Raw genomic sequence first — 12,104 nt, forward strand, 5'->3', positions numbered from 1 at the left:
AAAGAAGAGGAAACAAAAGAAATGGGAAAAATCATAGGAATCTGTATCAGTGAAAAACGGGGAACGGCAAAGCACGAGGTGGAAACGGCGAAGCTGGTGGAAGACTGGGGCATCGAGGGCGATGCACACGCCGGGCACTGGCACCGCCAGGTGAGCCTTTTGTCGTATGAAAAAATAGAAGCCTTCCGTGCAAAAGGGGCGGATATTCCGCTCGGCGCCTTCGGGGAAAACCTGATCGTGGAAGGATATGATTTCCGGAATCTGCCGGTCGGCACGCGGTTTTCCTGCGGGGATGCGCTGCTTGAGATGACGCAGATCGGAAAGGAGTGCCACAGCCACTGCGAGATTTTCAAACGCATGGGTGAATGCATCATGCCGCGGGAGGGCGTTTTCGCGGTGGTGCTGCGCGGCGGCACGATTCAAAAGGGTGACACCATCGAACTGGTGACGGAAAAGTAGACCAGAGATCAGACACAAGGAGAGGAAACATGGACGAACTTTACCGGAAACTGCTTGCACAGCTGGAAGAGGGACAGGACACGGTTCTTGCCTTTATCACCGAAGGGGGCGGCTCCATTCCGCGCACGACGGGCGCCTATATGCTGGTCGGCCGGGAAGGACGGATTTTCGGAACTATCGGCGGCGGAAACCTGGAATATCAGGCGGTTCTGCATGCGCAGGAGCTGGTGCAGGAGAAGAAAAGTGAATACAGAGAATACGATCTCGGAACCGGAGAGGGGAAGGGGCTTGGCATGGTCTGCGGCGGCAGAGTGAAGGTGTGCTTCTATTTTATGAATGGAGCGCACGGCGAAGCAGAAAGTCTGGCGCAGGCGCTTGCGGCGCAGGAGCAGTACCGCAGTTACTGGATTTTTTTTGCGCTGGACGGAACCGGCATCCGCGTGCTGGAAAAAGAAGCGTGGGAAATGCTTCCGGCGGCACAGGAAAAAGCGGGCCACTGCCGGATTCTGGAACTGGACGGGAAAACGTATTACGCCGAGGAATTCTGCTACGACGGAAAGGTTTATCTGTTCGGCGGCGGCCATCTGGCCCAGGAACTCGTTCCGGTGCTGCATCATCTGGATTTCTGCTGTATCGTACTCGATGACCGGGAGGAATATGTGGACAAAGCATTGTTCCCGGATGCCGGGCAGACCATGCTGGTGGATTTTACGAAACTGGACGAGATTCTTTCGATCCGGAAAAATGATTATCTCGTGATTGTGACACGCGGCCACCGGTGCGATGCGGATGCCGAGGCGTTTGCGCTTCGCACCGGCGCGTCGTACATCGGTGTGGTGGGAAGCCGCAGAAAGACAAAGTATGTGCGCGAAAAACTGGAAGCGCAGGGTTTTACCGGAGAACAGCTCGACAGTGTCTATGCCCCGATCGGAATCGAGATCGGAAGCGAGACGCCGGCGGAGATTGCAATCAGCATTGCCGCACAGCTCATTCAGATCCGGTCAGCAAAAACCGGAAAACGAAAAGGTGCACATCCGGCGCTTCATACGTAAATATACAAAATGAGGAGTCAATTATCATGAAAACGAAAACCGTATCCATTCTTCTGATGGCAGCTATGGCACTTTCTCTTGCCGCATGCGGATTTTCCAATTCCACAGATTCTTCCAGTAAGAGCAGCTCCAAGGCAGAGAGCACATCTGCATCCAGCGCTTCTTCGGAAGCAGAGAGCGCATCCAGCGCCAAGAGCACAGCAGACGGCGAAGTATTTGACGATACCACTGTCACCGTATTTGCCGCAAAGAGCCTGAACTCCGTAATGGAGACGCTGATCAGCGAGTACAATAAGACCCAGCCGAATGTCAAACTGGTTGGAAGCTATGACAGTTCAGGAACTCTGATGACACAAATCGAAGAGGGTGCATCCTGCGACGTATTCTTCTCCGCAGCAGCAAAACAGATGGATCAGCTTGAGGAAGAGAATCTTCTGGTTGAGGGAACCCGCCACAATATCGTAAACAATCAGGTCTGCGTTGTAACCTATGAGGGAAGCAATACAGAAGTTACGGGCCTGGAGGATCTGAACAAGGCATCCAGCATCGCACTGGCAGACGGTTCCGTTCCGGTTGGAAAATACACAAGAGAAGCACTGGTCAATGCAGGCATTCTGGAGAAAGCAGACGACGTATCGGCCATCACAACCCAGCAGGTTTCCGAAGCGCTCAGCGGCGTGGAAATCAATGAGTGTGCAAACGTAGGAGCCGTTACTTCCGCTGTTGCAGAGGGATCCAACGAGGTTGGTACGGTTTATTATTCCGATACCTACGGTCTGGAGGACCGTCTGAAGGTTCTGCAGGTCGTTCCGTACGATCTGACCGGAAATGTCATTTACCCGGCAGCACAGGTTGTCAACAAAGAGGCAGATGAGACCGAGCAGGCAGCAGCGAAAGACTTTGTAGAGTTTCTGACTTCCGATGAGGCAGCCGCCATCTTCCGGAATTATTACTTTGATACAGAGGCAGAATAAAAAGAAGATCCCACAAAAAACAGCAGGGATTTGGAATCACCGTCCGAAAAAGAAAGATTTCGTTTTTACGGACGGTGGTTTTGCATCAGAGAAAATCCGGGCAGGATGCGTGATGCAGGTATGCAGGGCTGCCGTGGATAGAAAGGAAATGTTATGCAGGAAATACTGGATTTTTTACAGTCACTGGACTGGAGCCCGCTTGTCATTTCGATCAAGACCGGTATTGTGGCGACGATTCTGTCCTTTTTCTTTGGCATTTTTGCCGCACGTGCGGTGATGAAGCTGCGTCCCGGCGCGCGTGCCGTGATTGACGGCTTTCTGACCCTTCCGATGATTCTGCCGCCGACCGTTGCAGGCTTTTTCCTGCTTCTGATTTTCAGCCTCCGCCGTCCGTTTGGTGCTGCACTATATGAGAATTTCGGTATCAAGGCAGTGCAGACATGGCTTGGCTGTATTCTGGCGGCAACGATCATCGCATTTCCGCTGATGTACCGCAATACGAGAGCGGCATTTGAGCAGGTGGATACGAACCTGATCTATGCGGCGCGGACGCTTGGTATGTCGGAGTGGAAGATTTTCTGGAAAGTGGTTATCCCATCGGCAGGTCCCGGCGTGCTCTCCGGTACGGTGCTGGCATTTACAAGGGCGCTCGGTGAGTACGGTGCGACGTCGATGCTGGCCGGAAATATTCCGGGAAAGACGGGTACCGTTTCCCAGAAAATCGCAATGGTGATTCAGGACGGGGATTATAAAACGGCGGGTTTTTGGTCTGTTGTCGTACTGCTCGTCGGATTCCTTGCGATGACGGCAATGAACCTTCTGGGTAACCGGAGAAAGAAAAATCAGAAACAGTGGTAGAGGATAAAGAATGGCGCTTGAAGTAGATATTACGAAAAAGCTGGACGGATTTTTTATGCATATGCAGTTCCGGGCGGAGCGGGAGATTTTTGCGATTCTCGGCGCGTCGGGCTGTGGAAAAAGCATGACCTTAAAGTGCATCGCCGGAATCGAAAAGCCGGATGAAGGGCGGATTGTCCTTGACGGCAAGGTGCTGTTTGATTCGGAGAAAAAAATCAATCTGCCGCCGCAGAAGCGGAAAGTCGGTTATATGTTCCAGGATTACGCCCTGTTTCCGCATATGAATGTTGTGCAGAATATTGAGGCAGGCATGGGAAAACGGCCGGACCGGAGCCGGACGGAATCGTTGATCCGCCAGTTTCAGCTGGAAGGGCTGGAGAAAAAGATCCCGGGACAGCTTTCCGGCGGACAGAAACAGCGCGTCGCGATGGCACGGATGCTCGCAGCAGAGCCGGAGCTGATTCTGCTCGACGAGCCGTTTTCAGCGCTCGATACCTATCTGAAATGGCAGTTGGAGCAGGAGATGTACAAACATCTGAAGGAGGCCGGAAAACCGGTCATCTTCGTATCACACAACCGCGATGAGGTGTACTGCCTCTGCGATACGGTCAGCTGTATGAACCGGGGAAAGATGGAAGTCATGGAACCGCTGAAGGAATTTTTCCAGAATCCGAAGACGCGCACAGCGGCAATTTTGTCGGGCTGCAAGAACATTTCGGCGGCCGAGCGGGTGGATGCGCACACGCTGCGGGCCGTGGACTGGGGCGTAACGCTGCACGTAAAGGAGCGGGAAATTGCAGACGATATCCGCGCAGTCGGCATCCGGGCACATTTTCTGGCCACAGTAGAAAGGCCGGGTGAGGAAAATGTATTTCCGGTCAACGAATCCGAAATCTGGGAAGATCCGTTTGAATGGAACATTTCGTTCCGGAAGAATGCCGAATGCAGCTGGCTGCAGTGGAAGATCGCAAAAACAGACTGGAGCCCGGAAATGGGGATTCCAAAGGAGCTGTATCTGAAGGAGGAAGATATTCTGCTGCTGACGGATTCCTGATGCTGGTGTGACAGATTTGGATAAAAAAAGATTGTTTTCGAAATCGTGATCGTGTTTCGAAAACAATCTTTTTTCATCGTTTACAGATTCATTACATGGTGATCCAGCCGAATGCATTTGCCACGGAACTGAACAGAATGATCAGTGCAAACACCGGGCAGAGATACTGGATCATGACAAGAAAGATTTTCTTTCTGCGGAAGCGGCTCTCGCCATGGATGATTTCTTCCTCGATTTTTGCCACACCGATGACTCTCGAAACGAGAAGACAGGTGGCAATGGCAGCAATTGGCATCATTACGGAGTTTGTCAGGAAGTCGAAGAAATCCAGGAACTGCATGCCAAGAATGGTGACGGAGGAAAACGGTCCGTAGCCAAGGCAGGAGAGCGTTCCGAGCGTAATCATGATAACGCCGATCAGAACGGTCGATTTTTTACGGCCCCAGCCGAGCTCATCCTCAAAGGTGGAAACGGCGCTTTCTGTCAATGCAATGGAGCTGGTCAGTGCGGCAAACAGCACCAGAAGGAAAAACAGAATACCGATCACAGTGCCAAAGCCCATATTGGCGAATACCTTCGGGATGGTGATAAACATCAGGGAAGGTCCTGCCTGCAGGGTATCCGGATTTCCGCCGGAGAAGGCAAAGACGGCAGGAATGATCATCAGGCCTGCCATGATCGCAATGGCAGTGTCAAAGATTTCGACGTTGCGTGTGGAATCCTCAATCGAGGTGTCTTTTTTCATGTAGGAGCCAAAGGTGATCAGAATACCCATCGCAATCGAGAGGGAGTAGAACATCTGTCCCATGGCGGCAACAACGGACATCCATGAAAAGTTTTTGAGGTTCGGAACAAGGAAATACTTCACGCCTGCCAGTGCGCCCGGTCTTGTTACGGAATAAACGGTAATGATAACGGAAAGGACGATCAGAATCGGCATCATCACCTTGGAAACGCGTTCAATGCCGTTTCGCACACCGGCGTAGATGATGGCGACCGTAATAAGGCAGAAAACGGCAAAACAGAGCTCTGTGGAAACTCCGTTTGAGATGAAGCCGGAAAAATAGCCGTCCTCTGCGAGCAGGGTACTGTTGCCCTTCACGTATTCGATCAGATATTTGATGACCCATCCTCCGATGACAGAGTAGTATGGAACGATCAGAATCGGGATAATGGCGTTGATCCAGCCCCCGGCGGAAAGCCATTTCGATTTGCCGAACGACTGGAAAGCGCCGACCGGGCTTTTTCGTGTCATGCGTCCGATGGCGGACTCGGCAACGATCATGGAGTAGCCGAAGGTGAGCGCCAGCAGGATATAAATGAGGAGGAAAATTCCTCCGCCGTATTTTGCTGCGAGGTAGGGAAAACGCCAGATATTTCCAAGTCCGACGGAAGCGCCTGCTGCAGCCAGCACGTAACCGATTTTGCCGGAAAACGAGCTGCGGGATTTGTTGTGTTTGTTCATAGAGTTCCTTCCTTTTGTGTGTTACAAAAATTTTGGGTTTATGGTCAGTTCTTGAAGATTTTTTATGCTGACACCATAAAGAAGATTGTAACATTATTGGGAAGGAAAGTCACTACTAAATTTTTTATTTTTTGCTGTCCGGCAGGGATTCCCCGGCCAGTTCCGCCATCAGCTCCGGCACAGTGGTCATGTGATCGAGACGCCATGCGTTTTCCCCGCAGAAAAGAAGAGCGTTGTCGGTATCGCCATCGGCAGCGCGGGCCAGGGCTGTGGTAATACAGTAGGGAATGGAGGCTTTGTCGCATTTTTTGAGGCACTGGTAGCAGTGTGAGATTTTTTCCCGTTCCTGTTCGCGTTCCGTCAGAAACGGATTGCGGATTGCGCGGCCCGGCATGCCGACCGGACTGTGCATGATCGTGATATCTTCTTTTTTTGCATTCAGGTATGCCTGTTTGTAGCGGGGAGCGGCATCGCATTCTTCCGTGACAACGAAACGGGTAGCCATCTGGACGCCTGCGCAGCCAAGCGACAGATAGTGAAGGATATCCTCATGGGTGTAGACGCCTCCGGCAAAGACGACGGGGATGGTACAGGCATATTTTTCTTCGTAGCCATGTACAATCTGCAGAATTTCCCGGATTTCGTCATCGTAGCCGCGCCGTGCTGTTTCTTCCACGGTTTCGGCGGAGTAGCCGAGATGGCCTCCGGCTGCAGGACCTTCGATGACAACGAGATCAGGAACGCGGTGATAGTGATTGTCCCAAAGCTTCAGAAGAACCTTGGCAGTCCGGGGAGGGGAAACGATAGGGGCGAGCTTGATGGAGCTTCCCTTTGTGTATTTTGGCAGATCGGTCGGGAGACCGGCCCCGGAGATGATGAGATCGGCTCCGTTTTCGATGCAGCAGCGGACGTATTCCTCGTAGTGGGTCAGAGCGCACATGATATTGACGCCGATGATGCCGCCGTTTGAGATTTCTTTGGCGCGGCGGATGTGGAAGGCGAGGGCGCGAAGATTGGCGCTTAAGGGATCACGCGCGAATTCCGGATCGCGCCAGCCGGGCTGGGCAGCGGAGATGACGCCGATTCCGCCGGCTTTGGCAACGGCACCGGCGAGGGATGAGAGGCTGATGCCGACGCCCATTCCGCCTTGGATGATGGGGTATCTGGCAACTAAATTTCCTATTTTTAATTCTGGAAGCATATAAATTCTCCTTTTTTGATAAACGGACGATCCAGTGGCTGCCGCCGCGCCGTGGATCTGGTTATTGGTGACGAATAAATAGAATAAATATGTGATGTAAAATACTTTAGCATGTGGTTTTTAAAACTAGATATATAATACTTTGAATATCAAAGTATGTCAAGAGGGAAAATGAAAAAGGTGATTGCGGGGGGTGGGGAGGTGTGGTAGAGTGGGTGGTAGAAAGTAAATTTGAGACAGGAGGATATGGGACATGTTAAGGGATCTGGTGTTGAAGAACAGGAGTTATCGTGGTTTTGATGAGTCGGTGCGGATTTCGCGGGAGACGTTGGAAGGGTTTGTGGATTGTGCGCGGCTTTGTCCTTCGAGTGTGAATAAGCAGCCGTTGAAGTATTTTCTGGCGTGGGAGCCGGAAGAAGTGGAGAAGGTGCAGGGACTGACAAAGTGGGCGCGGGCGCTGCCGGAGATGGTTTTGCCGCATCCGGGAAAACGGCCGACGGGCTTTGTTGTGATCTGTCAGAATAAGGGGATTGATGAGAATCTGAACCGGTATCAGAAGGATGTCGGGATTGTGGCGCAGACGATGCTGCTTGCGGCTGTGGAGCAGGGGCTTGGCGGCTGCATGATCGGGAATTTTCAGGCGGACGAGGTGATGGAAGTGCTTGGACTGCCAGAGGAGATCCGGCCGCTTTTGATTGTGGCGTTTGGAAAACCGGCGGAGGAGATTCATCTGGTAGATGTGCCGGAGGATGGGAATACGAATTATTACCGGGATGAAAATGATGTGCACTATGTGCCGAAGAGAACGCTGGCGGATGAATTGCTGAACTGAAGATAGAAACTGAAGATAGAGCCGGAAAATTCCGGAAAAATGTCGGATGAACCGTCCTAAAAAGTTAGATCTAAAAAATCTGATTTCTTGGGGCGGTTCAAAGAATCCGGCATTTTTTTACTTTACAGGAAACTTCGTTGAATTTTCCTGTAAAGTAAAAAGCCCTCCGGGCAGGATCGCACTGCGGCGGAGGGGAAAGGAAAGCACAGGCTCTTATTAGTTTCGGTGTAGCCCGAAAAAGGGAAAATGTCCCATACTTTCTGGCAATCCGGGAGATGTCTGGTGGGCAGGAAATGGTGCAAATAAAGATGTTTTTTCCTGCAAAACAGAACCTTTTTTCTCGAAAGGGATCATGATAAAATGAGAAAAAATGGGGGAATTTTCAAAAATAAGGTGGAGGAGGATATTGAAATGAAAATTTATCACGCACAGGTGAATCATCTGGAAAATCCAATGGGGTTCCGAATGGAGAGAACGGTCTTTTCCTGGAAAGTGAAAGACGCGGAAGGAAAAAAACAGAGCTATGCGAGAATCCGTGTAGCATCGGATGCAGCGATGGAGCATCTGCTGTTTGATTCCGGAGAGGATGATAAGGCGAGCAGTCTTTTCTATCCGGTGAAGCTGGATCTGGAGCCGAGAACGCGGTATTACTGGAACGTGGAAGCGGGCAGTGATGCCGGGGAGACGGCGGTGAGTGAAGTACAGTTTTTTGAGACCGGAAAACGGAATGAAGCATGGACAGGAAAATGGATTTCCTGTGACAGTAAGGAGAACCGTCATCCATATTTTGAAAAAGAAATTGTTCCGGCAAAAGAGGTAGCGAAGGCCAGGCTGTATGTCTGCGGACTTGGACTGTATGAGGTGTATGTGGATGAGAAGCGTGTCGGGGATGAGTACCTGACGCCGTACAGCAATGATTACAATGAATGGGTACAGTATCAGACGTATGATGTGACAGAGGAGGTTTCAAAACAGGGAATGCTCCGTGTGCTGCTTGGAAACGGCTGGTACAAGGCGCGGTTTGGATTCAGTGCGTTTGAGGACAAGGGATTTTACGGCAATGAGTGGAAGCTGATTGCGGAGCTGCATCTGACGTATGCGGACGGTTCGGAAGAGGTGATTGGCACGGATGAATCGTGGCAGGTGCGGCGCAGTAAAATTGCATTCTCGAATCTTTACGACGGTGAGCACCGGGACGACACGCTGTCGGAACTGCCATTGGAGAAGGCGGTTTTTTGTGAGGCACCAAAAGGAGAACTGACGGAACGCATGAGCCTTCCGGTGACGATTCATGAGACGTTTGAACCTAAAGAACTGCTTCATACTCCGGCCGGCGAGCTGGTCTTCGATATGGGGCAGGAGTTTACGGGAATTTTCAAGCTGCATGTCAACGTGCCGGCAGGAACCAAAATTCATGTTCAGACAGGTGAGATTTTGCAACGCGGCAATTTCTACAATGACAATCTGCGGAGTGCAAAATCCGAATACATCTATATTTCCGATGGAACCGAAATGGATCTTGTGCCGCATTTTACGTTCTACGGCTACCGTTACGTGAAGATCGAAGGCATTCCGGATCTGAAAAAAGAGGATTTCACGGGTCTTTCTTATTACAGCAACATCACAGCGACAGGCTGGATGAAAACAGGAAGTGATTTGGTCAATCAGCTCATCAGCAATGTGCGCTGGGGCTTAAAGTGCAATTTTGTAGATGTTCCAACCGACTGCCCGCAGCGTGACGAGCGTATGGGATGGACGGGAGATGCGCAGGTATTCTCGCCGACGGCGATGTATCTCGAAGATACGTATGCATTCTATGCAAAATACCTGTACGACATGGCAAAAGAGCAGAGCGTGCTCGGCGGAAAGGTGCCGCACGTGGTGCCGTCGTGCGGCGTCGAGGATGCAGCGTGTGTCTGGGGCGATGCGGCGTGCATCATTCCGTGGAATCTGTATCTGTTTTACGGGGACAAGAGCATTCTGGAAGATCAGTTTGTGAGCATGAAATCGTGGGTGGAGTACATCACGAAAGTGGATGGGGACAACCATGGCTGGCGATCTGTTTTCCACTTCGGCGACTGGCTGGCACTGGACAATCCGGTACAGGGCGCGGAGCAGGTCATGGGTGCAACGGACGAGGAGTTTATTGCAAACCTGTATTATGCGATCAGCGCAGGAATCGTGGCAAAAGCGGCCGGTGTGCTGAGATACCACGAGGAGCAGGAGAAGTATCAGAAGCTGTCCGAGGAGCAGTTTGCTGTGGTACAGGAAGAATATTACAGCGCAACAGGCCGCTGCTGCATCAAAACACAGACGGCGCTGCTGCTGACGCTGAAATACCATCTGTCAAAGAACGAAGAGCTGACAAAACGGCAGCTTCTGAAGCTGTTTGAGCAGAGTAACCACAAACTGAAGACGGGATTTGTCGGAACACCATTGCTGAACAATGTGCTCACCGACAACGGCATGAATGATCTTGCCTACGAACTGTTGCTGAACGAGGAATTTCCGGGTTGGCTTTATGAGGTTAAGCTTGGTGCAACTACCGTCTGGGAACGCTGGAATTCTCTTCTTGCGGACGGTACGATTTCCGGCATCAGCATGAACAGTATGAACCATTATGCTTACGGCTCCATCCAGGAATGGATGTTCCGTCACGTTGCCGGCATCAACACGATGGAATCCCATCCGGGTGCCAGGACCGTACAGTTTGCACCGACGCTGAACTGGGATTTGAGGTATGCAGAGGCAAAATATGATTCTGCATCGGGAATGTACAGCATTCGCTGGGAGCTTTCCGACAAAGAGCACGTGACCATCACCATGGATGTTCCGTTCGACTGTACCGCAGAGGCCATACTTCCAATGGTTGCCAAAAGTGAAAAAGAAGCGGTTGCAGAAGTGCTCGGATCAGAAGAAAACGGCAGATACCTGCTGGAGCCGGGACACTATGAGGTAAGCTATCAGCTTTCCGGTTGGAAAGAAAAAACGGCAGTATGTGTGGAATAAAACCGCAGTTTTTTTCAAAAAATAAGAAGCGAGGTGAACGCTGCAATTTTGCAATGGGACAAAATGAGAAAATTGTTCCAATTATTATGAAAAGAATGTAAATAAAAACAAATAATTTGGAAAATATACAAATTCATTTGTCTTATGAAAACGTTTATGGTACAATCTGACTAAGCGGTTACAAAAATGGAAGACAGAACGCAGACCCGAAAGTCTGACAAAAAAGAGACGGCAGAAAGGGACAGGATATGAAGAAGTGGACGGGGATGATTACCAATCTCACAATGTTGACACAATTCGGACTGTCCCTTGTGACGCCTCTTTTTCTTTGTCTGGCACTTTGCTGGTGGCTTTGCGACCGCTTTTCGGTTGGAACATGGATTTATCTGATCGGCTTTTTCTTTGGGATCGGAGGCGGTGCCGTGACAGCCTGGAAATTCGGGCAGAGCGTTCTGCGGCATCAGAAACGCATCGAGACGGAGCCGGACGGAAAAAAGAAGAAAAAGCGGGTGTCTTTCAACCGACATATTTAGAACGTGTCTGAAAAAGTTTTCACAGTTGACGAAGATCAAGTGGCAGAGAAAAGATTTCAGACTGATTTTAAGGGGAAAATCCATTAGAAAGGAAACAAGGCGATATGAGCAATTTCGGAGACAAGGTCCAGCCGGCCGTAAAAAAGGAGACGAAAAATGTTGCCATCTATACTGTTGTCGGCGTGGTTGTGATGTGGGTCGGGTTTCTGATCCTGCACCTGATCTGGCCGGAAAAAATCCCATTTGACTATCGGGTGATCCTCGGGGGAATCGGAGGCGGTGCCGTTGCGGTGCTGAACTTTTTCCTGATGGGCATGGCAGTACAAAAAGCAGTGTCCGAGACAGACGAGGCGGGAGCAAAACGGCGGATGCAGGCAAGCTATTCGCAGAGAAACCTGATGCAGATGCTCTGGGCAATTCTGGCGATTGTGCTTCCATGCTTTCAGTTTGCCGCAGGAATCCTGCCGCTTTTAATTCCGGGAACGGCCATCAAGCTGAAGGGCATAAAAAACAGCATAAAGCGCTGAACCTGATCTTTGGCGAAAGCCGCAAAGACGGGACGGCGTTTTGAAACCGAAACAGCGAAGCAGCGATTCGGTTATGAGCAAGCAGCGAAGCGGATTGTGAAGATCCGCTTTGACAAAAGGTTCAAATTTTTTATTTTATC

The 12,104-nt window shown here is 50.8% G+C and carries 11 protein-coding genes; 9 read left to right on the forward strand and 2 right to left on the reverse strand.

Translation table 11 applies throughout. The features are described 5' to 3' along the window. Positions 1 to 21 precede the first annotated feature (21 nt). From DXD92_RS07640 to DXD92_RS07660, 5 genes are all read left to right on the forward strand, one after another. Positions 22 to 459: an MOSC domain-containing protein gene (locus DXD92_RS07640; protein ID WP_022462461.1), complete on the forward strand. Its 438-nt coding sequence runs from the start codon at positions 22 to 24 to the stop codon at positions 457 to 459. A 29-nt stretch (positions 460 to 488) separates the two neighbouring features. Next, positions 489 to 1,511 carry an XdhC family protein gene (locus DXD92_RS07645; RefSeq protein ID WP_118640356.1) on the forward strand — a complete coding sequence of 341 codons (1,023 nt, stop codon included), beginning with the start codon at positions 489 to 491 and terminating at the stop codon, positions 1,509 to 1,511. A 26-nt stretch (positions 1,512 to 1,537) separates the two neighbouring features. Continuing rightward, complete coding sequence (modA, locus tag DXD92_RS07650; protein ID WP_118640357.1) at positions 1,538 to 2,485, forward strand: molybdate ABC transporter substrate-binding protein; 948 nt, start codon at positions 1,538 to 1,540, stop codon at positions 2,483 to 2,485. Between the two features lie 153 nt (positions 2,486 to 2,638). After that, positions 2,639 to 3,343, forward strand: coding sequence for a molybdate ABC transporter permease subunit (gene modB, locus DXD92_RS07655; RefSeq protein WP_118640358.1), 705 nt, complete (start codon positions 2,639 to 2,641; stop codon positions 3,341 to 3,343). A 10-nt stretch (positions 3,344 to 3,353) separates the two neighbouring features. After that, a complete protein-coding gene (locus DXD92_RS07660) occupies positions 3,354 to 4,397 on the forward strand; it encodes a sulfate/molybdate ABC transporter ATP-binding protein (RefSeq protein ID WP_118595021.1) in 1,044 nt (347 codons plus the stop codon). A gap of 91 nt (positions 4,398 to 4,488) precedes the next feature. Here DXD92_RS07660 and DXD92_RS07665 read toward each other — a convergent pair whose 3' ends face one another. Together DXD92_RS07665 and DXD92_RS07670 are read right to left on the reverse strand one after the other, a co-directional pair. Next, entirely contained in the window at positions 4,489 to 5,862 is a 1,374-nt protein-coding gene (locus DXD92_RS07665; RefSeq protein WP_118595019.1) for a sodium-dependent transporter, read from the reverse strand. A gap of 124 nt (positions 5,863 to 5,986) precedes the next feature. Next, entirely contained in the window at positions 5,987 to 7,063 is a 1,077-nt protein-coding gene (locus DXD92_RS07670; RefSeq protein WP_118640359.1) for an NAD(P)H-dependent flavin oxidoreductase, read from the reverse strand. A gap of 253 nt (positions 7,064 to 7,316) precedes the next feature. Between DXD92_RS07670 and DXD92_RS07675 the strand changes: the two genes are divergently transcribed. The 4 genes from DXD92_RS07675 (at position 7,317) to DXD92_RS07690 (ending at position 11,964) form a co-directional block, all read left to right on the forward strand. Continuing rightward, positions 7,317 to 7,895 (forward strand): nitroreductase family protein, encoded by a 579-nt coding sequence (locus DXD92_RS07675; RefSeq protein ID WP_118640360.1) that lies wholly within the window; start codon positions 7,317 to 7,319, stop codon positions 7,893 to 7,895. Between the two features lie 411 nt (positions 7,896 to 8,306). Further along, complete coding sequence (locus DXD92_RS07680) at positions 8,307 to 10,904, forward strand: alpha-L-rhamnosidase (protein WP_118640378.1); 2,598 nt, start codon at positions 8,307 to 8,309, stop codon at positions 10,902 to 10,904. A gap of 248 nt (positions 10,905 to 11,152) precedes the next feature. Further along, positions 11,153 to 11,437 (forward strand): AtpZ/AtpI family protein, encoded by a 285-nt coding sequence (locus DXD92_RS07685; protein WP_055220696.1) that lies wholly within the window; start codon positions 11,153 to 11,155, stop codon positions 11,435 to 11,437. Between the two features lie 104 nt (positions 11,438 to 11,541). Beyond that, positions 11,542 to 11,964, forward strand: coding sequence for a hypothetical protein (locus tag DXD92_RS07690; RefSeq protein ID WP_055227959.1), 423 nt, complete (start codon positions 11,542 to 11,544; stop codon positions 11,962 to 11,964). Positions 11,965 to 12,104 lie beyond the last annotated feature (140 nt).

The organism is Blautia sp. TM10-2 (genome assembly GCF_003480845.1).
In the GTDB taxonomy this organism is placed as follows: Bacteria; Bacillota; Clostridia; order Lachnospirales; family Lachnospiraceae; genus Fusicatenibacter; species Fusicatenibacter saccharivorans.